The 26,876-nt window shown below is 57.5% G+C and carries 24 protein-coding genes; 11 read left to right on the forward strand and 13 right to left on the reverse strand.

Going from position 1 to position 26,876, the window contains the following annotated elements; all coding sequences use genetic code 11:
- Positions 1-6: 6 nt before the first annotated feature.
- The 3 genes from D5066_RS06160 to celB are packed head-to-tail and all read right to left on the reverse strand — an operon-like array spanning position 7 to position 3,707.
- On the reverse strand, positions 7-1,428 hold the full coding sequence (locus tag D5066_RS06160) for a leucyl aminopeptidase family protein (protein ID WP_119915377.1): 1,422 nt from the start codon (positions 1,426-1,428) through the stop codon (positions 7-9).
- Positions 1,428-2,384 carry a glycosylasparaginase gene (locus D5066_RS06165; RefSeq protein WP_119915378.1) on the reverse strand — a complete coding sequence of 319 codons (957 nt, stop codon included), beginning with the start codon at positions 2,382-2,384 and terminating at the stop codon, positions 1,428-1,430. Before D5066_RS06165 ends, D5066_RS06160 begins: the two co-directional genes overlap by 1 nt.
- Positions 2,385-2,387: 3 nt before the next feature.
- Positions 2,388-3,707, reverse strand: coding sequence for a PTS cellobiose transporter subunit IIC (gene celB, locus D5066_RS06170; RefSeq protein WP_119915379.1), 1,320 nt, complete (start codon positions 3,705-3,707; stop codon positions 2,388-2,390).
- A 147-nt stretch (positions 3,708-3,854) separates the two neighbouring features.
- Here celB and D5066_RS06175 point away from each other — a divergent pair, with 147 nt between their 5' ends.
- Positions 3,855-4,679, forward strand: coding sequence for a helix-turn-helix transcriptional regulator (locus D5066_RS06175; RefSeq protein ID WP_119915380.1), 825 nt, complete (start codon positions 3,855-3,857; stop codon positions 4,677-4,679).
- Here D5066_RS06175 and arsC read toward each other — a convergent pair.
- The gene (gene arsC / locus D5066_RS06180; protein WP_119915381.1) at positions 4,676-5,032 is read right to left on the reverse strand and encodes an arsenate reductase (glutaredoxin); all 357 of its coding nucleotides are present in this window, start codon (positions 5,030-5,032) and stop codon (positions 4,676-4,678) included. The genes D5066_RS06175 and arsC overlap by 4 nt on opposite strands.
- A gap of 13 nt (positions 5,033-5,045) precedes the next feature.
- Positions 5,046-6,509, reverse strand: a complete 1,464-nt coding sequence (gene bepA / locus D5066_RS06185) for a beta-barrel assembly-enhancing protease (RefSeq protein WP_080328458.1) — start codon at positions 6,507-6,509, stop codon at positions 5,046-5,048.
- A 220-nt stretch (positions 6,510-6,729) separates the two neighbouring features.
- Between bepA and D5066_RS06190 the strand changes: the two genes are divergently transcribed.
- Positions 6,730-7,794, forward strand: a complete 1,065-nt coding sequence (locus D5066_RS06190; RefSeq protein ID WP_119915382.1) for an AI-2E family transporter — start codon at positions 6,730-6,732, stop codon at positions 7,792-7,794.
- Positions 7,795-7,889: 95 nt separating this feature from the next.
- Here D5066_RS06190 and bcp read toward each other — a convergent pair whose 3' ends face one another.
- A complete protein-coding gene (bcp, locus tag D5066_RS06195; RefSeq protein WP_032659360.1) occupies positions 7,890-8,360 on the reverse strand; it encodes a thioredoxin-dependent thiol peroxidase in 471 nt (156 codons plus the stop codon).
- Positions 8,360-8,929 (reverse strand): glycine cleavage system transcriptional repressor, encoded by a 570-nt coding sequence (locus tag D5066_RS06200; protein WP_080328460.1) that lies wholly within the window; start codon positions 8,927-8,929, stop codon positions 8,360-8,362. The genes bcp and D5066_RS06200 overlap by 1 nt, the downstream gene beginning before the upstream one ends.
- 145 nt (positions 8,930-9,074) lie before the next feature.
- Between D5066_RS06200 and dapA the strand changes: the two genes are divergently transcribed.
- The 6 genes from dapA to ypfH all read left to right on the forward strand — a co-directional run bounded on the left by dapA (position 9,075) and on the right by ypfH (position 15,532).
- Positions 9,075-9,953: a 4-hydroxy-tetrahydrodipicolinate synthase gene (gene dapA, locus D5066_RS06205; RefSeq protein WP_080328461.1), complete on the forward strand. Its 879-nt coding sequence runs from the start codon at positions 9,075-9,077 to the stop codon at positions 9,951-9,953.
- A 16-nt stretch (positions 9,954-9,969) separates the two neighbouring features.
- Positions 9,970-11,004, forward strand: a complete 1,035-nt coding sequence (gene bamC / locus D5066_RS06210) for an outer membrane protein assembly factor BamC (protein ID WP_080328462.1) — start codon at positions 9,970-9,972, stop codon at positions 11,002-11,004.
- A 109-nt stretch (positions 11,005-11,113) separates the two neighbouring features.
- Complete coding sequence (gene purC, locus D5066_RS06215; protein WP_023332985.1) at positions 11,114-11,827, forward strand: phosphoribosylaminoimidazolesuccinocarboxamide synthase; 714 nt, start codon at positions 11,114-11,116, stop codon at positions 11,825-11,827.
- 120 nt (positions 11,828-11,947) lie between these two features.
- Positions 11,948-12,817, forward strand: coding sequence for a KPN_02809 family neutral zinc metallopeptidase (gene ypfJ / locus D5066_RS06220; protein WP_080328463.1), 870 nt, complete (start codon positions 11,948-11,950; stop codon positions 12,815-12,817).
- Entirely contained in the window at positions 12,817-14,763 is a 1,947-nt protein-coding gene (locus D5066_RS06225) for a tRNA(Met) cytidine acetyltransferase TmcA (RefSeq protein WP_119915383.1), read from the forward strand. Before ypfJ ends, D5066_RS06225 begins: the two co-directional genes overlap by 1 nt.
- Positions 14,764-14,836: 73 nt before the next feature.
- Positions 14,837-15,532 carry an esterase gene (ypfH, locus tag D5066_RS06230; RefSeq protein WP_080328465.1) on the forward strand — a complete coding sequence of 232 codons (696 nt, stop codon included), beginning with the start codon at positions 14,837-14,839 and terminating at the stop codon, positions 15,530-15,532.
- Between the two features lie 96 nt (positions 15,533-15,628).
- On the opposite strand, the gene D5066_RS06235 is transcribed toward ypfH, so the two are convergent.
- Genes D5066_RS06235 through D5066_RS06245 form a run of 3 tightly spaced genes read right to left on the reverse strand, consistent with a single transcriptional unit; the run spans position 15,629 to position 17,338 of the window.
- A complete protein-coding gene (locus D5066_RS06235; RefSeq protein ID WP_023308751.1) occupies positions 15,629-15,826 on the reverse strand; it encodes a hypothetical protein in 198 nt (65 codons plus the stop codon).
- A gap of 24 nt (positions 15,827-15,850) precedes the next feature.
- Complete coding sequence (gene dapE / locus D5066_RS06240) at positions 15,851-16,978, reverse strand: succinyl-diaminopimelate desuccinylase (protein WP_080328466.1); 1,128 nt, start codon at positions 16,976-16,978, stop codon at positions 15,851-15,853.
- A 3-nt stretch (positions 16,979-16,981) separates the two neighbouring features.
- Positions 16,982-17,338, reverse strand: a complete 357-nt coding sequence (locus tag D5066_RS06245; protein WP_045261161.1) for an ArsC family reductase — start codon at positions 17,336-17,338, stop codon at positions 16,982-16,984.
- 387 nt (positions 17,339-17,725) lie between these two features.
- On the opposite strand from D5066_RS06245, the gene ypfM reads away from it, so the two are divergent.
- On the forward strand, positions 17,726-17,785 hold the full coding sequence (ypfM, locus tag D5066_RS06250; RefSeq protein WP_015572204.1) for a protein YpfM: 60 nt from the start codon (positions 17,726-17,728) through the stop codon (positions 17,783-17,785).
- Between the two features lie 109 nt (positions 17,786-17,894).
- Here the strand turns inward: ypfM and acrD are convergent, their stop codons facing one another.
- Together acrD and narQ are read right to left on the reverse strand one after the other, a co-directional pair.
- The gene (acrD, locus tag D5066_RS06255; protein ID WP_119915384.1) at positions 17,895-21,008 is read right to left on the reverse strand and encodes a multidrug efflux RND transporter permease AcrD; all 3,114 of its coding nucleotides are present in this window, start codon (positions 21,006-21,008) and stop codon (positions 17,895-17,897) included.
- 142 nt (positions 21,009-21,150) lie between these two features.
- Positions 21,151-22,845 (reverse strand): nitrate/nitrite two-component system sensor histidine kinase NarQ, encoded by a 1,695-nt coding sequence (gene narQ, locus D5066_RS06260; protein WP_119915516.1) that lies wholly within the window; start codon positions 22,843-22,845, stop codon positions 21,151-21,153.
- A 236-nt stretch (positions 22,846-23,081) separates the two neighbouring features.
- On the opposite strand from narQ, the gene nudK reads away from it, so the two are divergent.
- Both nudK and D5066_RS06270 read left to right on the forward strand, forming a co-directional pair.
- A complete protein-coding gene (gene nudK, locus D5066_RS06265) occupies positions 23,082-23,672 on the forward strand; it encodes a GDP-mannose pyrophosphatase NudK (protein ID WP_080328469.1) in 591 nt (196 codons plus the stop codon).
- Between the two features lie 109 nt (positions 23,673-23,781).
- A complete protein-coding gene (locus tag D5066_RS06270; RefSeq protein WP_119915385.1) occupies positions 23,782-24,825 on the forward strand; it encodes a DUF1176 domain-containing protein in 1,044 nt (347 codons plus the stop codon).
- A 44-nt stretch (positions 24,826-24,869) separates the two neighbouring features.
- Here the strand turns inward: D5066_RS06270 and tkt are convergent, their stop codons facing one another.
- Positions 24,870-26,858, reverse strand: a complete 1,989-nt coding sequence (gene tkt / locus D5066_RS06275) for a transketolase (protein ID WP_119915386.1) — start codon at positions 26,856-26,858, stop codon at positions 24,870-24,872.
- Positions 26,859-26,876 lie beyond the last annotated feature (18 nt).

Below are 26,876 nucleotides of genomic sequence, written 5' to 3' on the forward strand. Positions count from 1 at the left end.
TGGCGGCTAAAGATCCCTCATCAGGTGCTCAACCAGCAGCGGAATCGGTCTGCCCGACGCCACGCTCCTGCCACTCTCTCGCCACAGCGCCGTACCGCTGATATCCAGATGCGCCCACGGGATTGTCGGCGGGCAAAAGTGGTGTAGCAGCCACGCCGCCGAGGCGCTGATTGCCGCGTTGTTTGCCGGCGTGTTGCACAGATCGGCGATGGCGCTGTCGGTCTGCTTTTTCAGCCGCGCATCCAGCGGCAGGGGCCATACTTCATCGCCGCTCCGTTTACCCGCCTGCGTCAGCGCGGCGCGCAGCAGTTCGTCCTGCGTCATTAACCCGCTCAGCTCATACCCCAGCGCTTTCACCACCGCACCGGTTAAGGTCGCCATATCAATGATATAGCGTGCCTGCGGGTGGCGCTGGCTGGCCCAGGCGATGGCATCCGCCAGTACCAGTCGGCCTTCGGCATCGGTGTTGTTGATTTCTACCGTGATGCCGTTACAGGCCGTTGCTACCGAACCGGGCTGCATGGCATCCGGACCGATGGCGTTTTCCGCCAGCGCCAGCACGCCCATCACGCGCACGGGCAACGCCAGCTCTGCCACGGTCAGCATCAGTCCCAGCACGTTAGCCGCACCGCACATATCGTATTTCATGGTGTACATGCCCGCGCCTTCCTTCAGCCACAGTCCGCCGGTATCGAAGGTAATGCCTTTACCTACGTAGCAGCGCACCGGGCCGTCAGAAACGCCGTCAAAATGAATCGCCAGCAGACGTGGCGGACAGGTCGCCCCTTTGCCGACGGCGTGCAGCAGTCCAAGCCCTTGCTCAATGATTTGCTCTTCATCCAACACGTCACACCGCAGGGCGGGGAAGGCGGCACACAGTTTTTGCGCCTCTTCGACCATAAACTGCGGCGTGCAGCGGTCGGAAGGGATATCCGCCAGGCGTCGCGCCGCGACCATGCCGTGGGCGATAGCCTGCTGCTGGCGGAAAATTGTTTCCAGCTTTTCCTGCTGCTCCGGCAGACAGAGGGCGGTGATGCGCGTAAGGCGTACCGACGATTCATCGGTTTTCTTCAACTTCAGGTCGCTCAGCCTGTGCGCCTGATTAAAGAGAAAACGCAGCACCTGTGCCAGCACGACGTCGTCGATATTTGTAACGTCCAGCACGATATCTGCGCTGGCGGGGGAGGCAATTAGCGGTCGCAGGGCGGCAAGCAGGCCTTCTGTGAGTGCGTCATGCCAGAGCGCATCGGGCAGCAGAGTGATACGGGCAAACGGCGCGCAGCCAAAGTGCGTGTCTGCGATGCCGTCAGACTCGCGCATTTCCGCGACCAGCGCCGTTTCGGGCAAAAGCGTACAGGAGGTGGACGCGATGAAATGGCTTTGCGGCTTCGCGTCAGAAAGCGCGCTGATAAACTGATACGTGATCATCATGACTCCTCAATCGGCGCGCGGATCCGCGCGGCATAGGCCTGCATCCACTCCTCGTCCACGGCGTGATAGTGCGTTTTCTCCCGCAGGCGTTCCGTGCGAAACACGGTCAGGGGCTGACGAGCCGTCGCCACCACAAACGAGAAGGTTTTGATATTGGTCGCGGCCCCGAATTCGCCCCTGTTGTTCATGCACACCACGGAGAGATCGCCCGCGCGGCCAAACCGCGACATCAGCTTGTCCTCCAGTTCGAACACCACGGAATCCGCCGCCTGCTGCGGCGACATCCCTTGCGCCATCTGGCGAACGATTTCATAGCTGGTACAGCCTTTCATCAGATCTTCTCCGACGCCCGTAGCGGTGGCCGCGCCGGTTTCGCTGTCGCAGTAAAAGCCGGAACCAATAATCGGCGAATCCCCAATGCGGCCGCGCTTTTTCATAAACAGGCCGCTGGTGGAGGTGGCGACGCTCATCGAGCCCTGCTTGTCGAGACCGATAATGCCGACGGTGTCGTGCCCGTCGTAGGGGCTTAAGCCCTTATCCAGCGTCTCGCGGCAGCGCTTGCGGTAGTGCTGCATCGCGCGGTCGGTGAGCATAGTTTTGTCGGCAAAACCCTGGCTTAGCGCCCATTCCCGCGCGCCCTCGCCGACCAGCAGGCTGTTATAGCGCTGGCGACTTAACGCGTGCGCCACGCGCACCGGGTTGGCGATATCCACCAGATTACCCACCGCGCCAAAGGCCAGCGTGTCGCCGTCCATATACGCCGCGTCCAGCTCGACCTCGCCGTTTTCGGTGGGCAGTCCGCCGTAGCCGACGGATTTATACAGCGGAAAGTCTTCCACGGCCGCGACGGCATCGACTACTGCCGAAGCGACCGGTTTTCCCGCCGCGAGGGCAGACGCAGATTCCGTTACGCCTTCAAGCGCCATTCGCCAGGTGGCGATAACTCCCCACATGCTTTACTCCTGTTTTGCAAGGGTGGTGTCGGTTTGCGTTACGGTGGCAGTTTCCGCCGCGCGGTACTGTTTATCCACGATACGCATAAAAGGCAGGTATAGCATGGCGCCGATCAGCAGGTTAATCAGCTGCATCACGCTGCCGCTCAGGTGCCCGGTGACGATAAAGCCGCTGATGACCGGCGGCAGCGTCCAGGGGATAAACACCCCGGTGGTGACGGCGACAGCGCCAACCTTCATCGCCACGTACTGCACGGTGACCAGCACCAGCGGCACCAGGTTGAACGGGATGAGCATGATCGGGTTCATGATCACCGGCAGGCCAAACAGAATTGGCTCGTTGATGTTAAACACCGACGCCCCGGCGCCGAGGCGCGCCACTTCACGCATGTTTTTACTGCGCGCGAAAATCAGCATCGCTATCACCAGCGACAGCGTGGCGCCCGCGCCGCCCATCCAGATCATGTCAAAAAACTGTTCGGTAATGATGTGCGGCGGCGTCGTGCCCGCCTGAATCGCGGCGATGTTGTCGGTCTGGTTTTCCATCCACAGCGGACGAATAATGCCGTTAATCATCGAGCCGGAGTTAATGCCCACTGACCAGAGAATGGTGATGCTGAAAACGGTCATCAGCGCACCAAAGTATGAGGTGCCGTAGTGGCGCACCGGCGTGGCAACCACTTCATAAATAAACTGATGGATGGTGTTGTAGTGGGTGTTTTCGAAGACGATGCGGATACCCAGTACCAGAATCATCACCAGCAGGGCCGGGATCAGCGCCGCGAAGGACTCCTGCACCGCAGGCGGCACGCCGTCCGGCATTTTAATGACCAGATTTTTGCGCTTCAGCCAGCAGAACAGCTCCGTCCAGAGCAGCGAGCCGATCATCGCCACGAACAATCCTTTGCTGCCAATCCATTCCACCGGAATAACGGTAATACCGCCGTTTTCCGCCACCTTAATAAACGGGGTCAGGATCAGAAACGCGACCAGCGCCAGGATGCCGCAGGAGATGCGGTCCTCGCCGTAGTGTTCCGCCAGGCGGAAGGCGACCAGGAAGCTAATGAACAGCGACATAGTGGAAAACACCGCGTTGAACGGGATTTCAATAATCGCGCTCCAGCTCTCACCAAAGGCCTGAGACATAAACTGCTGATAGGTTTGGTTCGGGAAAGAGGAGATCACCAGCAGGATGGAGCCGACGATAATAAACGGCATGAATGAAACATAGGCACCGCGAATGGCCCCGAGATGACGCTGCTGGGCCGTTTTGGCCGCCAGGGGCATCAGTTTTGCTTCAAGAAATCCCAGAACATTGTTCATTGTGAACTCCGTACAAGATTGAGTGGCATGGTTTATGTTATGTCTGTGGATTATCAGTGAAGCGCGGCGAGCGAAAGGTGAAATCGGTCACAAAGCAATCGCCTGTGATATATAAATCTCATATGATTAGTTAACGGAGTTGTTGCGATGGAAATTAAACTTCATGCCAATGCGACCACCACGCCGCGCATCCGCCGCTACCTTCAACAGTCAGATAAAAGCGACAGAGAGCTGGCCGTTGAGCTGGGGATCTCCGTTACCACCGTCAGGCGCTGGCGCAACCGTGAACAGGTTTCGGATAACCACACGACGCCAAAAGTGATACACAAAGCATTGAGACAGGAGCAGTCTGCGCTGGTCAATGCCCTGCGGGATATCACGGGTGCCCCGCTGGATGAACTGCTGCAGATGGTTAACGACGTTCTGGGGATCCCCGTTTCAAGGGCAACGCTGAATCGCTATCTCAAACCGGCCTCCGCGAAGTTCAAAGGGAGGCCGTTGCAGGGAATAAAAGCGCTGAAGGCTGGCATGCGGCCACATATGCTGATGCTCCATCATTTACCTTTGTCCCTGCATATGGACGATGGGGGTGAACAACATCTGCTCTGGGCGCGCGAACCGGTAAGCGGCTGGTGTTATGCCCGGCTCTATGCGGGTCTTTCGCCCCAGTTGCTCAATACCTGGACGCAGGCGCTGCTGAATGCCTGTCCCGCTGATATACAATCTGTTGAGACTTTTGGATTTGAGTTGACGGAGCCTGCAAAAGATGTGGCTGTAAAAACGCATCCTCAAAAACACAATGCGCTTCAGGTGGCGGTGCCATTACGCGACGTTATTCCGCGCGTGAATGCTGTGCCAGCAGGAGAGGTGTTAGTCACGCTGTGTGAGTTTTATAACCGGGGAAAAACGCAGAAAAAGCTGGGGGAAAGGACGCCGCAGGCGTTTCTGGAAGCGCTGCGGCGTAAGGACTAGAGGATGTCGAGCACATCTTCCGGCGGACGGCCAATGCGCGCCTTGCCGTTCGCCACCACAATCGGGCGTTCAATCAACTTTGGATTGTTGACCATAGCCTGAATCAGTTGCTCTTCGGTAAGATGCGCGTCGTCCAGATTCAGTGATTTATACAGATCTTCTTTCTGACGCATCAGTTCGCGCGCGCTGCCCATCTCCAGCATGTTTAGCAGATGGCGGATCGTCTGCGCGTCCGGCGGCGTCTCGAGATACAGCACCACGTCCGGGTCGACGCCGTTAGATTTCAGCAGGCTGAGCGTGTCGCGGCTCTTGGAGCAGCGGGGGTTATGGTAAATTTTTACCGCGTCTGTCATGACTTCTCCTTGATTACATCTTTTCGTACGGCTTAAAGCGCTGTTGCAGACCGCGCAGCTGGTCGATGCGCGCATCGTAGCGGGCCTGTTGCAGGCTGCCGAGCTTCACCTGCGAGCTGGCGCTGCTGAGCAGGGAAATTGCCTGATCGAGACGACCCGCCAGGGCCAGCCCTTCCGCCCGCGCCGCCAGCTCCTGATCGCGGTTACCCAGCTGACCCTGGGCCTGGGCGAGCAGCTCCCAGCCGTTCTGGTCGTCTTTATTGTTAAAGGTGTAGCGGTTCAGAATGGTCACGGCCTGCGCAGGCTGACCGCCCTGTAAGTAAGCGTTCGCCAGGTTAAGCTGCAGCACCGGGTTGGTTCGGATCTCTTTTGCCCCATTCAGGCGGTTAATCGCATCGGTGGTTTTTTTCTGCCCCAGATCGATATCCGTCGAGAGATCGAGATACCACGGATTGTTCGGGTCGGCTGCCAGCAGCGGCTGCAGCGCTTTACGCGCCTCGTCGTATTTGCTGGCTTCCATCGCCTGTAACGCCTGGCCATACTGCGCGGCGTTCTTCTCCCGCACGTTGCCTTTCGACAGAGTATCCAGCAGGTCGCTGGTGAGCTGGTTACGTCCGGAATTGTACATGCCGAGCGTTCTCACTTTCGCCATGTAGAAATCCTGCGATGACTGCACGACCACCGGACGCATCTGGTTGGCTCGGTTACGCGCGTCCGACAGACGGCTTTCCGGCAGCGGGTGGGTTAACAGAATTTCCGGGGGACGCGACGAGTAGCGGGCCTGGTCGAGCAGTTTTTCGAGGAAACTTGGCATTGCCTGCGGGTCAAAGCCGGAGCGCTGTAAAACCTGAATGCCGATGCGGTCTGCTTCCTGCTCATTTTGCTGGGTGAAGCTGATCATTCCCTGACGTGTTCCCGCCAGCGTACCGGTCAGCGCAGCCATCCCGGCCTGCGGGCTGGCCATCGCCAGCAGAATAGAGCCCAGCGCCCCTACCCAGGTCAGCGGGGCGTTACGTTTCTGGTCTTCCATGGCACGCGCCAGGTGACGCTGGGTAACGTGCGAAATTTCGTGCGCCATCACCGATGCCAGCTGGCTTTCGTTGTCTGAATAGCGGAATAACGCTGAATGCAGTACCACGTTCCCGCCAAAGAAGGCGAAGGCGTTGATTTCGTCATTATTGATTAAATAGAAATGGAAGGGTGTTTTTACCGAGTCGGCGTGCGCCACCAGACGCATCCCCAGCCCGTTAATGTACTGTACCAGCAAAGGGTCGTTGATCAGCGGAGCACTACCGCGCAGCTGACGCACATAGTAATCACCCATTTGCATCTCTTGCCCAATAGAGAGCGTGCTTCCTGCCGTGGTGCCCATGTCCGGCAATGAATCGGACGAGTCAGCGAAAGCGGGCAACACCTGACCGACCGTCACTGCGGCAATCAGTGTCGCAACCAGTGTTTTTTTCAACTGCCTGAACATAACCACTGTCCTGTATGTTGGATGTGCTAATTTGACCGATGAACCGGCATATCGTTCATCTCTGCTGCTCTGGGAGTGTAGCCGTGTTAAGTCATGAAGAAAATCCCATTGATCAGGGTTTTGCGAAACGTGATGGAGATACAAAAAGGAAAGTCTTTTTTGTGACAGTTAGATACAATTCACCGTCTCACTCCCGCCATTCGATTCAGGGAAGGGTTGTATGCTCGAAATGTTAATGCAGTGGTACCGGCGTCGGTTTAGCGACCCGGAAGCCATTGCTTTGCTGGTTATTCTGGTCGCCGGGTTCGGTATTCTGTTTTTCTTTAGCGGCCTGCTCGCCCCGCTGCTGGTGGCGATTGTGCTGGCGTACCTGCTGGAGTGGCCGACGGCGCGCCTGGAACATATCGGCTGTTCCCGTCGCTGGGCGACCAGCATTGTGCTGGTGCTGTTTGTCGGCATTCTGCTGCTGATGTCCTTCGTGGTGATGCCCGTTGCCTGGCAGCAGGGGATCAACCTGATCCGCGATATGCCCGGCATGCTAAATAAGCTGTCAGATTTTGCCGCCACGCTGCCGCGCCGTTATCCTGCGCTGATGGATGCGGGGATCATTGATGCGATGGCCGAAAACATGCGCGCCCGCATCATGACGATGGGCGACTCGGTGGTGAAATACTCACTGGCCTCGCTGGTCGGCCTGCTGACGCTGGCGGTTTATCTTGTCCTCGTGCCGTTAATGGTGTTCTTCCTGGTCAAAGACAAAGAGCAGATGCTGAATGCGGTACGCCGCGTGCTGCCGCGCAATCGCGGGCTGGCCGGGCAGGTCTGGCAGGAGATGAACCAGCAGATCACCAACTACATTCGCGGCAAAGTGCTGGAGATGATTGTGGTCGGGGTCGCGACCTGGATCGGTTTCCTGATCTTCGGCCTGAACTACTCGCTGCTGCTGGCGGTGTTGGTTGGATTCTCGGTTCTGATCCCGTACATCGGCGCGTTTGTAGTGACCATTCCGGTGGTGGGCGTCGCGCTATTCCAGTTTGGTCTGGGCACCGAGTTCTGGAGCTGCTTTGCGGTATACCTGATTATTCAGGGGCTGGACGGTAACCTGCTGGTACCGGTGCTGTTCTCCGAGGCGGTGAACCTACATCCGCTGGTGATTATCCTGTCAGTGGTGATTTTCGGCGGGCTGTGGGGATTCTGGGGCGTGTTCTTTGCCATTCCGCTAGCGACGCTGATTAAAGCGGTGGTGCATGCGTGGCCGGATGTCCCGGCGGTGGAAGAGAAGTAGTTTTTGTGCGGCCTGATGCTCTCACCCCGACCCTCTCCCACGAGGAGAGGGGGAAAACACTAAAAACGGCAACTGGGTTGCCGTTTTGCTGTTTATCACGCGCTTGCTTTCAGCCAGTTCAACACCACGTCGTGGTGGTTACTGGTTTTAAAGTCGTCAAACACATGCTCAACTTTGCCGTCAGCGTCGATCAGGAAGCTGATGCGGTGAATCCCGTCATAGGTTTTACCCATAAAGGTCTTTTCACCCCAGACGCCGAACTGCTCGCAGACCTGGTGGTCTTCGTCGGAAAGCAGCGTGAAGTTCAGCAGCTCTTTTTCCGCAAATCGTGACAGCTTTTCTGGTTTATCGGTGCTGATACCCAGCACTTCCACGCCGACTTTCTTCAACTCATCCATGTTGTCGCGTAAGCCGCAGGCCTGTACGGTGCAGCCGGGGGTCATGGCTTTCGGGTAGAAATAGACCAGAACACGCTGTCCCTGGAAGTCGGTCAAATTTACTTGCTCGCCGTCTTGATCCGGTAAGCTAAATTTCGGTGCGATGTCACCGGCTTTCAGTGGATTCATTACTCAACTCCATCCTGTTCGTGCTGCGAATAATTGACGACGCTTATACTGCCCTGCGCGTTTAATTCTGTACAGAGGGCTTTGAACGCTTGCTCGATATTTGACGCATCCTGTGAGGCAGGGCTGTGCGCGGTAATTTGAATAAACAGCGTAGGAACGGCGCTCTCGTCGCCCGGCTGCGTGCGGGAGACGAGCTCGGCAATGTTCATCTGATGGCTGTCGAACAGCGCGGTAAAGCGCTCAATCAGATGCGGGGAATCAGGGACTTCAACCTGCACCCAGACGGTCGCGGGCAGGGCCGGACGCGGGCGCGCGGTGGTGCGTTTCATCACGATCAGCAAATCCAGCTCCGCGCCTTTCAGCGGCAGGGTGGATTCGATCAGGGTAATGGCATTCCATGTTCCGGACAGCAGCATGATAAACGTGAACTCTTCGCCGAGCATCGCCAGGCGGCTGTCTTCGATATTACAGCCGCAGCTGCTCACGTGACGGGTGATGGTGTTCACGATACCCGGCCTGTCGGCACCCAGCGCAGTGATAACCAGGTAATGTTGTGATGAGGTTGTCAAACCTGTTCTTCCTTTGCATGGTTAAGTCTTCCTAAGGAAAGCATAAAAAAAACATGCATACAACCGCCTGAGCGCCTCAGGTCGCTTGCTTTTATTACAGTTCCAAACGTAACATTGAGGCTCTTGTTCGCACAGAGGATGGCTCATGTTCACGGGAAGTATTGTCGCGCTTGTTACACCGATGGATGAAAAAGGTAATGTCTGCCGGTCAAGCATGAAGAAGCTCATTGATTACCATGTCGCCAACGGAACCTCGGCGATCGTTTCGGTAGGGACTACCGGTGAATCCGCAACGCTGAGCCACGAAGAGCACGGCGATGTGGTGATGCTGACCCTGGAACTGGCGGACGGGCGTATCCCGGTTATCGCGGGAACAGGGGCAAACGCAACCGCAGAAGCTATCAGTCTGACCCAACGTTTTAACGACAGCGGCATCGTGGGCTGCCTGACGGTGACCCCTTACTACAACCGTCCTACTCAGGAAGGGTTGTTCCAGCACTTCAAAGCCATCGCTGAACATACTGACTTGCCACAAATTCTGTATAATGTGCCGTCCCGTACCGGCTGCGATATGCTGCCGGAAACCGTTGGTCGTCTCTCGGAAGTAAAAAATATTATCGGTATTAAAGAGGCGACAGGGAACTTAAGCCGCGTTCATCAGATCAAAGAGCTGGTTTCAGACGACTTTATCCTGTTGAGTGGTGATGATGCGACCGCGCTGGACTTTATGCAGCTCGGTGGTCATGGCGTGATCTCCGTAACGGCAAACGTTGCGGCGCGCGATATGGCTGAAATGTGCAAACTGGCCGCAGCCGGTCACTTTGATGAAGCGCGTGTCGTTAATCAGCGTTTGATGCCGTTGCACAATAAATTATTTGTCGAACCCAATCCGATCCCAGTGAAATGGGCGTGTAAGGAGTTGGGGCTTGTAGCATCCGATACGCTGCGTTTGCCAATGACACCGATTACCGACCACGGTCGCGACATCGTCAGGGCAGCGCTGAAGCATGCCGGTTTGCTGTAAAGTTTAGGGAGATTTGATGGCTTATTCAGTACAGAAGTCGCGCCTGGCGAAGGTTGCGAGTGTTTCGCTTGTTATGCTGCTCGCTGCCTGTAGTTCAGACTCGCGCTACAAGCGCCAGGTGAGCGGTGATGAATCCTATCTGGATGCGACCCCGCTTGCTGAACTTCATGCACCGGCTGGTATGATCCTGCCGATTCAGAACGGCGATTATAATATCCCCGTGACCAACGGCAGCGGCCTGGTCGGTAAGGCGCTTGATATTCGTCCGCCAGCACAGCCTCTGGCACTGGTGAGCGGGGCGCGTACCCAGTTCACCGGTGATACGGCGTCTCTGCTGGTTGAAAGCGCCCGTGGAAGCACTCTGTGGCCACAGGTCGTGAGCGTTATTCAGGCGAAGAACTACACCATCGATAAACGCGATGACGCCAGCCAGACATTAACCACCGACTGGATCGAGTGGAACCGTCTGGATGAAGACCAGCAGTACCGTGGTCGTTATCAAGTCTCCGTGAAACCACAGGGTTACCAGCAGGCGGTTAACGTTAAGCTGTTGAACCTGGAGCAGGCGGGTAAACCGGTTGCGGATGCCGCCTCTATGCAGCGTTACAGCACTGAAATGCTGAACGTGATTGCCGCAGGTCTGGATAAGACCGCTACCGATGCCGCGAATGCCGCGCAGAACCGCAACGGCGTCACTTACGACGTTCAGAGCGGTGCGGATGATACCGGCCTGCCGATGCTGGTGGTGCGTGCACCGTTTAACCAGACCTGGCAGCGTCTGCCGGCGACGCTGGAAAAAGTGGGCATGAAAGTGACCGACAGCACCCGCTCAACTGGCAGCATGACGGCGACCTATAAGCCGCTGTCCGACAGCGCGTGGCAGGAACTGGGTGCCAAAGATCCTCAGCTTGCCTCCGGTGACTATAAGATTCAGGTAGGTGACCTCGATAACCGCAGCAGTCTGCAGTTTATCGATCCGAAAGGTCACACGCTGACCCAGGCGCAGAACGATGCGCTGGTCGCTGTCTTCCAGGCAGCATTCAGCAAATAAATACGAGGGCGGGTTAATCCCGCCCTTTTTATTTTCGTGCTACGCAAACGTGTGCGTGGCATAATATACCCCGTTTTGAACACAAATTATCACACCAGGAGTAATGAAGATGCAGAAGCAAGCTGAGTTGTATCGTGGCAAAGCGAAGACCGTATACAGCACGGAGAACCCGGATCTGTTGGTGCTCGAGTTCCGCAATGATACGTCAGCAGGGGATGGCGCACGCATTGAGCAGTTTGATCGTAAAGGCATGGTGAACAACAAGTTCAACCACTTCATTATGACCAAACTGGCCGAAGCGGGTATCCCGACCCAGATGGAAGCGTTGCTGTCCGATACGGAATGTCTGGTGAAAAAACTGGATATGGTTCCGGTCGAATGCGTTATTCGTAACCGTGCGGCGGGCTCCCTGGTGAAGCGTCTGGGCATTGAAGAAGGTATTGAACTGAATCCACCGCTGTTCGACCTGTTCCTGAAAAACGATGCCATGCACGACCCGATGGTCAACGAATCCTACTGCGAAACCTTCGGCTGGGTGAGCAAAGAGAACCTGGCGCGTATGCAGGAGCTGACCTACAAAGCCAACGACGTGCTGAAAAAGCTGTTTGATGACGCGGGCCTGATCCTCGTTGACTTCAAGCTGGAGTTTGGTCTGTTCAAAGGCGAAGTGGTGCTGGGCGATGAGTTCTCGCCGGACGGTAGCCGCCTGTGGGATAAAGAAACCCTGGATAAAATGGACAAAGATCGTTTCCGTCAGAGCCTGGGTGGCCTGATTGAAGCATACGAAGCGGTTGCTCACCGTTTAGGCGTTAAGCTCGACTAAGTCCCTCAGTTGCCAAAGGATGTTCGCATCCTTTGGCGTCTTACCTTTGTTTCCTATGGTAATCTTGCCGTTAACCGCCTACGATCATAGCTATTATTAATGGAATAGTTCGAGGTAGATATGCGCTGGCAAGGGCGTCGTGAAAGTGACAATGTAGAAGACAGACGCAGTGATGGTGGCGGCGGCCCTTCAATGGGCGGGCCCGGCTTCCGCTTACCCAGCGGCAAGGGCGGTATCATCCTGCTAATTGTGGTGCTGGTCGCGGGCTATTATGGCGTCGATCTCACCGGTCTGATGACCGGTCAACCGCTGCAACAGCAACAGCATTCTCAGCGCTCCATCAGCCCGAATGAAGATGAAGCGGCCAAATTTACCTCCGTTATTCTCGCCACAACTGAAGACACCTGGAGTCAGCAGTTCGAGAAGATGGGGCGCACCTATCAGCAGCCGAAACTGGTGATGTACCGGGGCGCAACCCGCACCGGCTGCGGTACGGGTCAATCGGTCATGGGGCCGTTCTACTGCCCGGCGGACGGCACCGTCTATATCGATCTCTCTTTTTACGATGACATGAAACGCAAGCTTGGCGCTGACGGCGATTTTGCCCAGGGCTATGTGATTGCGCATGAAGTCGGCCATCACGTGCAAAAGCTGTTGGGAATTGAGCCCAAAGTGCGGCAGCTCCAGCAAAATGCGTCTCAGGCCGAAGTGAACCGCCTTTCCGTTAAAATGGAGCTGCAGGCAGACTGCTTCGCAGGCGTCTGGGGGCATAGCATGCAGCAGCAGGGCGTGCTTGAGGCAGGCGATCTCGAAGAGGCACTGAACGCCGCGCAGGCCATTGGTGACGATCGTTTACAGCAGCAGAGCCAGGGGCGCGTCGTGCCGGACAGCTTCACGCACGGCACTTCAGAGCAGCGCTACAGCTGGTTTAAGCGTGGCTTCGACAGCGGCAACCCGTCACAGTGTAATACCTTCGGCAAAGCTATGTGATGCTGGGGTTTGAACAGCTGATTACACAGCTTCAGCGTTCCGGGTACCGCCGTCTGGTGGTGCTCAGCGGCGATGAACAATGGACGTTAAGCCGGGCGACCGGCCTGCGTGAGTCCTTATCAGGAGACTGGCTGTGGCTGGATGAGAATCCTTCTAAAGCCATCAGCGGGCTGCTGGGACGCGAATTCCTGCACGCCGTTTTTGACGCGCGCGCCGGGTTTGACGTCTCAGCCTTTGCCGCGCTCAGCGGGACGCTGCGCGCCGGAAGCCTGCTGGTGCTGCTGGTTCCGCCGCTCGCCGACTGGGCCGCGAAGCCCGACGGCGATTCCGTTCGCTGGAGCGACAGCGCGGAGGCGATTGTCACCCCGCACTTCGTTCACCATTTTTGCCGGACGCTTGCCGCCGATGCGGATGCGATCGTCTGGCAACAGCATCGTCCTCTCTCTCTTCCCGCGGCGTCGGATTCACCTGCCTGGCAGCCTGCCAGCGGCGAGCCGCAGCGTGAACAGGCTGAGATCCTCGACGCGCTTCTGACCATGCCCGCGGGCGTCGCTGCCGTGACGGCGCCGCGCGGACGCGGAAAGTCAGCCCTGGCGGGGATGCTGCTCAACGTCACCCCCGGAAATGCAGTGGTGACGGCACCGGCTAAAGGGGCAGCTGATGTCATTGCGCGCTTCGCTGGTGAGCGTTTCCACTTTATGGCCCCGGATGCGCTGGTGGCTTCCACGCTGCAGGCCGACTGGCTGATTGTTGATGAGGCCGCCGCCATCCCCGGACCGCTACTCGAAAAGCTGGTGGCGCGCTTTCCCCGCGTGTTGTTAACCACGACGGTCCAGGGTTATGAAGGCACGGGCAGGGGGTTTCTGCTCAAGTTCTGCGCCCGGTTCAGCGGGCTGCGGCGTTATACCTTATCCACCCCCATTCGCTGGGCGGCCGGGTGCCCGCTTGAGCGGATAGTGGCGAATACGCTGCTGTTTAACGATGCGCTTATTGACCGCAAACCGGAAGGTGACGTGCGTTTACGGTCGCTAGAGCCGCAGATGTGGGAGAGCGACCCGGCGCGCGTGGCAAGCGTGTATGAACTGCTGTGTGCCGCGCATTACCGCACCTCACCCCTCGATTTACGCCGGATGATGGACGCCCCCGGCCAACACTTTGCGGTTGCACAGGTGGGGGCGGATATCGCAGGCGCACTCTGGCTGGTGGAGGAGGGCGGTCTGTCCCCCGAGCTTAGCCGTGCGGTGTGGTCGGGCTCTCGCCGTCCACGCGGGAACCTTGTGGCGCAGTCGCTGGCGGCGCACGGCGGATCGCCACTTGCGGCGACGCTTAAGGGGCGACGGATTAGCCGCATTGCGGTGCATCCCCACCGTCAACGGGAGGGCATCGGCCAGCGGCTTATTCGCAGCACCAGCGGTGAAGATTATCTCTCGGTCAGCTTTGGCTATACCGACGAGCTGTGGCGTTTCTGGCGGCAGTGCGGCTTTGTGCTGGTGCGAATGGGTAGCCATCGGGAAGCCAGCAGCGGGTGTTACACGGCGATGGCCTTACTGCCGCTGAGCGAGGCCGGGCACCGCCTGTGCGCGAAGGAGCACCAGCGCCTGTGTCGCGATATGCGCGTACTGTCGGCCCGGAACGGCGAAAAGATCCCGGTGACGGATGCATGGGAAGCTACCCTTAATAGTGACGACTGGCTGGAGCTGGCGGGGTTTGCCTTTGCGCACCGGGCGTTTTCAACCTCGGTTGCCGCCCTGACGCGGCTGGTGTTAACCACAGATATGCCGATCCCGGCGCTGCGTGGGAAAATGGCGGGACGAACGGACGAGAGCGGACGAAAAGCGTTGCTGGCAAAGCTGCGTGATGAAACCGCGCAGGCGCTTGAGCATCTCGACGCTTCCCGCTGTCAGCAGCTGAAGGCCGACATTTTGCAATGGCAATTTTTTCAATGACTTCTTCAGTAAAGTGGCATGGTCATTACCCCGCAGAGGCGTAAAATCCTGCTCATCAATTAAGGAGACCGCCATGAAACACGACCATTTTGTTGTTCAAAGCCCTGACAAACCGGCTAAACAGTTACTGCTCCTGTTTCATGGCGTGGGCGATAATGCCGTCAACATGGGACAGATTGGCAGCTGGTTTGCCCCCATTTTCCCGGAAGCGCTAATTGTCAGCATCGGTGGCGTGGAGCCGTGCGGCCCTGACGGACGGCAGTGGTTCTCTGTCCAGGGCGTGACGGAGGAGAACCGTCAGGCGCGCATTGATGCCATCATGCCCACCTTCATCGACATTGTGCGCTACTGGCAGCAGCAGAGCGGCGTTGGCGCTGACGCAACGGCGCTGATTGGCTTCTCTCAGGGGTCTATCATGTCGCTGGAAAGCGTAAAAGCGCAGCCGGGTCTGGCTTCACGCGTCATCGCGTTTAACGGGCGTTATGCGACGCTGCCGACAAGCGCGACCACGCAGACCACCATCCATCTTATTCACGGTGGCGAAGACCGGGTGATTGAGCTTTCACATGCGGTGGCGGCCCAGGAAGCGCTGATGCGCGAAGGCGGGGATGTGACGCTGGATATTGTGGACGATCTGGGCCACGCGATTGACGACCGCAGCATGCAGTTTGCGCTCGACCATCTGCGCTATACCGTGCCGAAGCACTACTTTGATGAAGCGCTCAGCGGCGGTAAGCCGAATGATGATGATATTGTAGAGTTTATGTGAGTTGCCCCTCACCCCAGCCCCTCTCCCCAGAGAGGCGAGAGGGGATTTGTTCCCTCTCCCCTTTGGGGAGAGGGTCAGGGTGAGGAGGGGGCACAATTACTTCTTCTGGTCTTTGTTCGGCCAGTCGTCGTCGTCGTCCCACTTGTCGTTAAAATCACGGTGCGGCGGAAGATCCGGCTTATTCGCGAGAAATTTTTTGTGGTCAACGCGCTTAAGGTCTTTAATCACGTTCAGCAGTACGCCGACCAGAAACACCAGCACCAGAATCCACCAGTACTTTGAAAGCCAATCCATTCGCTATTCCTCTCTGAGCGTTCGTCAGGCGACGAGTTGCTCCATAATACGTTGATACATGCGGGCCAGCAGTTGTAAATCAGCTGCGTTCACACACTCGTTGATTTTGTGAATCGTCGCGTTAACCGGACCCAGTTCGACAACCTGTGCACCCATGCGGGCGATAAAGCGCCCGTCTGAGGTGCCGCCGGTCGTCAGCAGCTGTGGCTTAATTTCATTATAGTGCTCAATGGCGTTCACCACCGCATCCACCAGCTTGCCGCGCTGCGTCAGGAACGGCTGGCCGGAAAGCCACCAGTCAACGGTGTAGCGCAGGTTGTATTTTTCCAGCAGAGCGACAACGCGCGCTTTGATCGTCTCATCGGTCAGTTCGGTGCTGAAGCGGAAGTTGAACTGGACGAAGAAGTCCCCCGGGATGACATTGTTGCTACCGGTCCCGGCCTTGACGTTGGCGATCTGCATGCTGGTCGGCGGGAAGAACTCGTTGCCTTTATCCCACTCAATGCCCACCAGTTCGCTCAGCATTGGCGCAGCGCGATGAACCGGGTTATCGGCCAGATGCGGATAGGCCACGTGCCCCTGAACGCCGTGTATGGTCAGGTTACAGGTCAGCGAGCCGCGGCGCCCGTTTTTGACGACATCACCCACCACTTCGGTACTGGACGGCTCCCCGACCAGGCAGTAGTCGAGACGCTCGTTGCGCGCCATCAGCGCTTCAACGACTTTTACGGTACCGTTATGGGCGCTGGCTTCTTCATCGGAGGTGATCAAAAACGCGAGACGGTTTTTGTGGTTCGGGTGCTGAGCCACAAAACGCTCTGCCGCCACCACCATCGCCGCCAGCGAGCCTTTCATGTCTGCCGCGCCGCGACCAAAGAGCATGCCATCGCGAATGGTCGGTTCAAATGGCGGGTTAATCCAGCGATCCGCGTCACCTGCGGGAACGACGTCAGTGTGCCCGGCAAAGGCCAGCGTTTCGCCCTGGCCGCGCCACGCCCAGAAGTTCTGGGTGTCGCCAAAATCCATGCGCTCAACGGTAAAACCGATGGCGCGCAGGCGCTCAATCATTAATGCCTGACAACCTGCGTCGTCCGGGCTAAGGGAGGGACGGCGAATAAGCTGTTGAGTCAGCTCAATGACCGGGCATGACATACACTACACCTCAACGAAAAAGTCAGAATAAAGGGTTTCACTGAAACCCAGCAGCATAGGCTGACCTGGCTTGCAGAGCAATGGGCGTTTGATAATTGCCGGCATATCGAGCATCAGCTTTGCCGCGCTGTCGGCGTCAACGATGCTGGCGCGCACGGATTCGTCCAGCTTGCGCCAGGTGGTGCCGCGGGTGTTCAGCAGCGCTTCCCAGCCCAGTTCGTTAATGGCAGTATGCAGAAATTCTGCATCAAGCCCGTCGGCACGGTAATCGTGGAAGCGGTACTCGACGTTATTGGTTTCCAGCCAGCGGCGCGCTTTTTTGATGGTGTCGCAATTTTTAATGCCGTACATCACAACCATGTTGAATCCTTTTGCTCTTATGGCGATAAAATGTTCAATAAATTCGATGATATATCCTTAAGCGGAATATAACACATTCAGGAATGCTCTGAATTTATACTTCTTCTTAATTCAACTCACAGCTGTACGCTGAATATTCTTTCACCATTTAAGCATAGAAGTCCATCAGGGTTAAATTGCTATTAAACTCAACGGGAAAAATAAAACTCACCCGTTCGTAGGGTTATTTCAAAATATTGCTGGCCGTCACACAAAATTTAAGCTTCTCCGTTCATATTTATCATAAATCTCCAGCGGTGGCGGGGTACAATCACAGCAATTGGTTAAATAGTCTTCACAATGATGATACGTTTTCGTAGAATGCGCATAATAATAAGAGAGGTTGTTATGATTGAACGTGAACTGGGGAACTGGAAAGATTTTATCGAAGGCATGCTTCGTAAATGACATTCAGTAAGAATTGCAAGAGCACTAAAATAAGTAAAATAACCATAGTGTGAATTAATCACACAATAAAAAGGCGGCCGATAAAGCCGCCTTTTTTTATGGCTGCGGGTTATTCCTGTCGTTCCCGGAGCGGGAAGCGACGACGCACCAGCACAAAGAACAGCGGCACAAAATAAATCGCCAGAATGGTGGCTGAAATCATGCCCCCCATCACACCGGTACCCACCGCATGCTGGCTGCTTGAGCCTGCACCCGTGCTGGTTGCCATCGGCAGCACACCAAAAATGAACGCCAGCGAGGTCATCAGGATCGGACGTAAGCGCTGGCGGCAGGCGCGCAGCGTGGCTGCCATCAGCTCGTGACCTTTGGCATTCATCTCGTTGGCAAACTCTACGATCAGGATGGCGTTTTTCGCCGACAAGCCGATCACCGTGAGTAACCCCACCTGGAAGTAAACGTCGTTCTCCAGGCCGCGCATCCAGGTTGCCAGCAGCGCACCGATAACCCCAAGCGGCACTACCAGCATCACGGAGAATGGAACCGACCAGCTCTCATACAGCGCGGCAAGGCAGAGGAAGACCACCAGCAGAGAAAGCGCATACAGGGCAGGAGCCTGCGCCCCGGAGAGACGCTCCTGGTAAGACATCGCCGTCCATTCCAGACCAAACCCTGCGGGCAGCTGTTGCACCAGCTTTTCCATGGTGTCCATCGCCGTACCGGTGCTGACGCCCGGCGCGGCTTCACCGACGATCTCAACCGCGGAATAGCCGTTATAGCGCTCCAGACGCGGTGAACCGCTCTCCCAGCGCGAGGTGGCAAAGGCCGAGAACGGCACCATTCCGCCCGCATTATTGCGTACATACCAGCGGTTAATATCGTCCGGCAGCATGCGGTATGGCGCGGCGGATTGCACATACACTTTTTTAACGCGACCGCGATCCATAAAGTCATTCACATAGCTTGAACCCCACGCCGTTTGTAGCGTGTCGTTGATGTCGTCGATGGAAACGCCCAGCGCCTGCGCCTTACGTTGATCAATATCCACCTGCAGCTGCGGGCTGTCATCCAGACCGTTGTGACGGACGCGGGTCAGGCCGGGATCTTTCCCTGCAAGTTCTAACAGCTTGTCGCGCGCGGCCATCAGCGCCGTGTGGCCCGCACCGGCGTGGTCCTGCAGCTCCATATCAAACCCGGCAGAACTGCCGAGACCGCTGATGGCCGGCGGGCTGCTGGCAAAGACGCGCGCTTCTTTAATATGCGCAAACGCTTTGGTCGCGCGCTCAATAATGGCAAACGAGGTGCCCGTTTTGGTGTCGCGTTCGTCCCAGTCTTTCAGACGGACAAACATGCGGGCGACGTTCTGCCCGTTCCCGCCCGGACCGGAGCCGACGGTGGAGAAGACCGACACTACGTTATCTTTCTCTTTAGTAAAGAAGTACTGCTCTACGTTCTGAACCACCTTCAGTGTCTGCTGCTGCGTGGATCCGCTCGGGAGCTGCACTGAGGTAATGAACATTCCCCGGTCTTCCTGCGGCAGGAACGAAGTAGGAAGATGCAGGAACAGCCACACCATACCGCCCAGCAGCACAACGTAAATCATCATCCAGCGCAGGCTGCGGTGCAGCACCTTGCCGACGGCAGATTCATACCGCTCGGCATTGCGGTTGAACATGCGGTTAAACCAGCCGAAGAACCCTTTCTGGCCGTGATGTTCCCCTTTGTGCAGCGGCTTAAGGAGGGTGGCACAGAGCGCGGGGGTGAGGATCAGCGCCACCAATACGGAGAGCACCATCGCCGAGACGATGGTTATCGAGAACTGACGATAAATCGCCCCGGTTGTACCGCCAAAGAAGGCCATCGGAATAAAGACTGCCGACAGCACCATCGCGATACCGACTAACGCCCCCTGGATTTGTCCCATCGATTTGCGCGTTGCCTGTCGCGGGGTTAGCCCCTCTTCGCTCATGATGCGCTCGACGTTTTCGACCACCACGATGGCATCATCCACCAGCAGGCCAATCGCCAGCACCATCGCAAACATCGTCAGGGTATTAATGCTGTACCCGAACGCATAGAGCACCGCGAAGGTACCCAGCAGCACCACCGGGACGGCAATGGTGGGGATCAGCGTCGCGCGGAAGTTTTGCAGGAACAGGTACATCACCAGGAATACCAGGGCGATCGCTTCCAGCAGGGTCTTCACCACGTCCTCAATCGACGCTTTAACGAAGGAGGTGGTTTCATAGGCGACTTTGTACTCCAGCCCGTGCGGGAAATATTGCGACAGCTCATCCAGACGGTCTAACACCAGTTTCGCCGTCGCCATTTCGTTCGCGCCGGAGGCCAGCTTGATCCCCAGGCCGGAGGCCGGGTTGCCGTTAAAGCGGCTCAGGTAGTCGTATTTTTCAGCGCCCATTTCCACCGTGGCGACATCGCCCAGACGCACTTCCGAGCCATCCTGATTCACGCGCAGGGTGATGTTGCGGAACTGGTCCGGGGTCTGCAGCAGGGACTGTGAGTTAATGGTGGCATTCAGCGCTTGTTTATCGACGGAAGGCGTTCCGCCCAACTGCCCCACGGCAATTTGCGCGTTCTGAGCTCTGATGGCATCCGTTACGTCGGTCGCCGTCATCTGGAAGCTGTTCAGCTTGTTGGGATCGAGCCAGATGCGCATTGAGTACTGAGAGCCATAGGCGTCGATATCCCCGACGCCGTTAATGCGGCTGAGCGGATCCTGAATATTACTGGCGACGTAGTCCGCAATATCCTGTTTATCCATCGAGCCATCGGTGGAGACAAACGCGATGGTCAGAATGTTGGTATCACCGGTTTTACGCACGGTGACGCCCTGGTTCTGCACGGCCTGGGGCAGCTTACGCATGGCCGACTGCAGCTGGTTTTGTACCTGCTGTACCGCTTCGTCCGGGTCAGTGCCTGCCTTAAAGCTCAGGGTGACCGTCGCCTGACCCGTCGCGCTGCTTTGCGACGACATGTACATCAGGTTATCGAGGCCCGTCATGTTCTGCTCAATAACCTGCGTCACGGTATTTTCCAGCGTCTGCGCGGAAGCGCCGGGGTAGTTTGCCGTGACCCGCACGTTAGGCGGCGCCAGATCGGGATATTGCTCAACAGGAAGTGAAGTAATGGCCAGGACACCCGTCAGACATAACAGAATGGCAAGTACCCAGGCAAAAATGGGGCGATCGATGAAAAAATTCGCCATGAAAAAGTGACCTCGTTTTGCTGCACGTCATTATTGTTTATTGCCCGCATCACTGTAGCGGCAAGACGAAGACCAAACGTGGAGAAATAAAGGAGATAGTGTAAATTATCATGCGCTTTTCTCCGCGCTTCCTCCTTTACCGTTATTTACCGGTTAACGGCGCGGGCACCGGGAACGTCACGCTGACCTGCGTGCCGCCGCTTTGCGGCTGCGAAAAGTGCAGCGTTCCGCCGAGCCGTTGCGCGCGTTCTCGCATAATGTTCAACCCGTAGTGTCCCGGCGGCTCGCTGGCCTCGCCAATCCCGATGCCGTTATCGCGAATGCTGACGCTGTGCGTACCGTCTACGGCGGTCACGCAGCTGACGGTGATCTCGCTGGCCTGAGCGTGCTTGATCGCATTGAGCACGGCCTCCCGCACGATCTGCAGCAAATGCACCTGCTTCTGCGCATCCAGCGCCAGCGAGGAGAGACGGCAGTCGAGATGCAGCTTCGCCTGCGTCTGGCTCTGCAGGGCATCGAGGGACTCCTGCAGCGCCGCGGGTAAATTCGCATGATTCAGCGTCAGGCGGAAGGTGGTCAGCAGCTCGCGCAGCTGCTGCCAGGCGTTGTTCAGCTCGCGGGAGAAGTCGGTGATGATCGCCTGCGCGGGGGCATTATCCTCCGGTACGGCGTGTTTAAGCAGCGTGAGCTGGATCCGCAGATAGGAGAGCACCTGCGCCAGCGAATCATGCAGCTCGCGGGCGATGGTGGCGCGCTCCTCCATCAGCAGCAGCTGCTGGTAATGCTTCTGCGCCTGGTTAAAGTACAGCCCGCGCCCGAGCATGGTCGCCACGCTTCTCATCAGCGGGAGGGGAACGCTGCCCGCCTCGCTTTGCCAGCGCAGCTCGCCGTAGAGGGTGTCCTGCATCAGAACCGGCAGGTTTTGCAGAGGGAGAGCGTCCGACTCCGTGCCTTCACACAGCCGCCAGTCGTCGCTGGTGCGTAATTCCAGGTAATTCATCTGCGTGTATTCATGGACAATCTGCAAAATGTGCCGGAAGCACAGGCTGTCTATCTGCCCGGTATTCAGCGCCTGGGAGCATTTGAACAGCATGTCGAGCTGCTGGTGGGCCTCATGTAAATGCCGCGTCTTTTCCGCGACGGAGGCTTCAAGCGAACGATACAGAGTATGCAGTTCGCCCGACATATGGTTAAAGGCGCGGGAGAGCTGACCCAGCTCGTTGGGCAGGGCGGTGTCCGGCGCTGGGGTCGTAAATTCGCCTCGCTCAATGCGTTCGCTGGCCGCCACCAGATTGTTCAGCGGCAACACCACCTGGCGACGAATGCGCCGCAGGGTAAACAGCGTCAGCAGCAGGATCCCGAGCGCGCCAGCCAGAGAGAGTAGGGTCACCGTCTGGATTTTATTTTCGGTGTAGTGCTGGAGAGCGAGCACAAAGGCATCAATGCGGCCGACAAAATCCTCAATATGCGCGTCATACCAGGCGCTGTCGCCGCGGGCGATGTGCTTATCCATTTCCAGCCAGGCCACGTGCAGCTGCTGATAGCGCGCTTTAACGTTGTCCGGGACGTACCAGCGGTTCAGCTTCTGCAGGGAGGGGGCGCTTAACGTCCGCTGCCAGCTCTCGCGATGCGCGATGAGAGAAGGGCTGTTGCGCTGCATTTCATAGCCGATACGGTAGCTCTGCATGCGCAGTGAACCCGCAATATTGATGGCTTCAGCGTCACGCTGGCTGCTGGCAAGCGTCAGCAGCGCGACGGTGCTGGTCAGCACGGAAAAGGCAATGATCGAAAAGAAAGCCCAGGCAAGGCTCCCTGAAACGGGGCGTTTAACGGTCACGGAACGGATCTCTGCATAAAATGGCTCAGCCACAGGTCACGGGCAGTTGTACATTGCCTGATAACGGGGTAGCGAGCAAATAGCTTATTCGTACTAAAGATAAGGTTATTGATCCGAATACCGCTTTGGGCATTAACCTGAAATCTGGCGGGAAGAGACGCGCTGCCTGAGCCGACGGACGACAAAGCGGGCTTCACGGGGTAGTATAAACAGACTCATTTAGCCGTGGAGCCCGTATGTCCCTGAACATTACCGTTATCAAAGACAAAATCCTTTCTGAAAATTACTTTGTCCTGCGTAACATCACTTACGATTTAACCCGTAAGAACGGTGACGTGATTCGCCACAAACGCGAAGTCTACGACCGGGGCAATGGCGCAACCATTCTGCTGTATAACCGTGAAAAGCAGAGCGTAGTGCTGATTCGCCAGTTTCGGGTCGCGACCTGGGTCAACGGCAACGAGGATGGGCGTCTGATTGAAACCTGCGCCGGTCTGCTTGATGACGATGAGCCGGAAGTCTGCATCCGCAAGGAGGCCGTCGAGGAGACAGGTTTTGAAGTGGGAGAGGTGCAAAAAGTCTTTGAGCTTTTCATGTCCCCTGGCGGCGTCACCGAGTTGGTCCACTTCTTCATTGCGGAATACACCGATGCCCAGCGCACTCACCGCGGCGGCGGCGTAGAGGATGAAGATATTGAAGTGCTGGAAATGCCTTTCGCTCAGGCCGTTGAGATGGTCAAACGCGGCGAAATCCGCGACGGTAAAGCGGTGATCCTGCTGCAGTATCTGCAAACCAGCGGACTGATGAACGGCGCTCAGGTATCGTGATAAGTTGTATTTCAGATAAATCTATCCGATAAATCCGATTGAGCCCGCCCGCCCTGGGCACGAAGATACGCCCCAGATTGACCTATTCGTTTCCGGGGCTGTGCCATTCATGCGCTACTGCGTTTTTCTTCTCTTCGTTTTTTGCGTGCTACCTGCACCGCAGGTGTGGGCCGCGCCTGCGCAGCAGTCCTTCTCAGACTGGCAGGTTACCTGCAACAACCAGAATTTTTGCGTAGCGCGCAATACCGGCGAGCATCATGGCCTGGTTATGACCCTGAGCCGTAGCGCTGGTGCGAAAACGGACGCCAGCCTGCGCATCGATCTCGGCGGACTTTCGTCCCCACCGGTAAAAGAGCCTGACATCGCCCCGCGCCTGCTGCTCGACAATGTTCCGTTAAAACTCACTGCACCGCACTGGCAGTTAACGTCCTGGCATCTCAAGACTGACGATACGGGCACCATTACCACGTTTCTGAAAACCATTCAGGAAGGGCAGGCGCTGACCCTGCGCGGAGGAAAGCAGACGATCTCGCTGGTCGGCCTGAAAGCGGCGCTGCTGTTTATCGACGCCCAGCAGAAGCGCGTTGGCAGCGAAACGGCATGGATTAGAAAAGGGGATAGCCCGCCGCTGAGCGTGCCGCCGGCACCAGCGTTAAAAAAGGTAGCCGTCGTGAACCCGACGCCGACGCCGCTGACGCATGGCGAACTGAACGATCTGCTGGATTACGGTAACTGGCGCATGAACCACAGCCAGTGCTCCCTCGACCCAAACCGTCGGGAAGTGCGCGTGACCGCGTTGACCGATGACAAAGCGCTGATGATCATCAGCTGTGAAGCGGGCGCGTACAATACCGTCGACCTCGCGTGGCTGGTGTCGCGTAAAAAACCGTTTGCTGCCAGAAGCGTCAGGCTGCGTCTGCCGTTTACCCCCTCCAGCCAGAGCAGTGACATGGAGCTCATGAATACCCGCTTTGATGAGAAGACGCGCGAGCTGACGACGCTGGCGCTGGGGCGCGGGATCGGAGACTGTGGGATCCAGACGCGCTGGCGTTTTGACGGCCAGCGTTTCCGCCTGGTGCGCTACGCCGAGGAGCCGAGATGTGATAACTGGAATGGGCCAGATGCCTGGCCCACGCTGTGGATCACACGCTAGTTTTGCCGGGTGGCGCTGTCGCTTACCCGGCAACGCAGACCGCACTAGATCACGCTCAGCGCCTTCTCCACCACGTTCTCAACGGTAAAGCCGAAATACGGGAACAGCTTGTCGGCAGGGGCGGATTCACCGTAACCCCGCATGCCAACAATCGCTCCTTTCAGTCCCACATATTTGTACCAGTAATCGGCAATACCGGCCTCCACCGCCACGCGTGCCGCGACGCTGGACGGCAGTACCGATTCCCGGTACGCCTCATCCTGGGCGTCAAAGATATCCGTTGAGGGCAGGGATACCACGCGCACCGCGTGACCTTCGGCGGTCAGTTTCTCCGCCGCTTTCACCGTAATTTCCACCTCAGAGCCGGTGGCAATCAGGATAACGTCCGGCTTGCCACCGCTGTCTTTCAGGATGTAACCGCCGCGGGCGATGTTTTTTACCTGCTCCGGCGTGCGCTCAATCTGCGCCAGGTTCTGGCGTGACAGAATCAGCGCCGTGGGCCCGTTATGGCGCTCAACCGCCAGCTTCCAGCCCACCGCGGCCTCGACCTGATCGCACGGACGCCAGGTGCTGAAGTTCGGCGTTAAGCGCAGGCTCGCGAGCTGTTCCACCGCCTGGTGCGTCGGGCCATCTTCACCCAGCCCGATGGAGTCGTGGGTGTAAACCATGATCTGCCGGGCCTTCATCAGCGCCGCCATGCGCGCCGCGTTACGGGCGTACTCGACGAACATCAGGAAGGTGGCGGTATACGGCACGAAGCCGCCGTGGTGGGCAATGCCGTTGGCGATGGCGGTCATCCCGAACTCGCGTACGCCGTAGTGGATGTAGTTCCCGGCGATGTCCTCTTTGAGCGATTTCGAGCCGGACCAGATCGTCAGGTTACTTGGCGCCAGATCCGCCGAGCCGCCCAGCAGTTCGGGCAGGATTGGGCCAATCGCGTTCAGGGTATTTTGCGACGCCTTACGGGTGGCGATTTTCGCCGGGTTAGACTGCAGGTTTTCAATCAGCGCCTGGGTTTTATCGTCCCAGTCCTCCGGCAGGCCACCGCTCATGCGGCGGGAAAACTCGGCGGCCAGCTCCGGGTGCGCTTTTTTGTAGGCGGCAAATTTTTCGTTCCAGGCCTGCTGCGCTTTCTCACCGTCCTCACGCGCATCCCAGGCTCGGTAGATCTCTTTTGGGATCTCAAAGGGCGGGTATTTCCAGCCCAGCTTCTGCCGGGTTAACGCCACTTCCTCCTCGCCCAGCGCCGCGCCGTGCGCCTCTTCTTTGCCCGCTTTGTTCGGTGAGCCGAAGCCAATGGTGGTGCGGCAGATAATCAGGGACGGTTTGTCCGTCACGCTCTGCGCTTCCTGAATTGCTTTCTTTACCGCCTCAGGATCGTGGCCGTCGATTTCGTGCACCACGTGCCAGTGATAGGCTTCAAAGCGTTTTGCCGTGTCGTCGGTAAACCAGCCCTCGGTTTCCCCGTCGATGGAGATGCCGTTGTGGTCGTAGAAGCCAATCAGCTTGCCGAGCCCCAGCGTGCCGGCCAGCGAGCAGACCTCGTGGGAGATCCCCTCCATCAGGCAGCCGTCACCCATAAAGACGTAGGTGTAGTGGTCGACAATCTCGTGGTCCGGCTGGTTAAACTGCGCGGCCAGCGTGCGCTCGGCAATCGCCAGCCCGACGGCATTGGCCAGTCCCTGGCCCAGCGGCCCGGTGGTGGTTTCAACGCCCGGCGTATAGCCAATCTCCGGGTGGCCCGGCGTTTTGGAGTGCAACTGGCGGAAGTTTTTAAGCTCTTCCAGCGGCAGATCGTAGCCGGAAAGGTGCAGCAGGCTGTAGAGCAGCATTGAGGCGTGGCCGTTGGAAAGAATAAAACGGTCGCGGTCGTACCAGGTCGGGTCGTTAGGGTTGTGCTTCAGGAAGTCGTTCCACAGCACTTCGGCAATATCGGCCATCCCCATCGGGGCGCCAGGGTGGCCGGAATTGGCTTTTTGCACGGCATCCATGCTGAGGGCGCGAATGGCGTTGGCGAGCTCTTTACGGGACATAGTTCACTCCGTGGCAAG

Origin of the sequence: Enterobacter chuandaensis (assembly GCF_003594915.1) — a bacterium.
Classification (GTDB): Bacteria; Pseudomonadota; Gammaproteobacteria; order Enterobacterales; family Enterobacteriaceae; genus Enterobacter; species Enterobacter chuandaensis.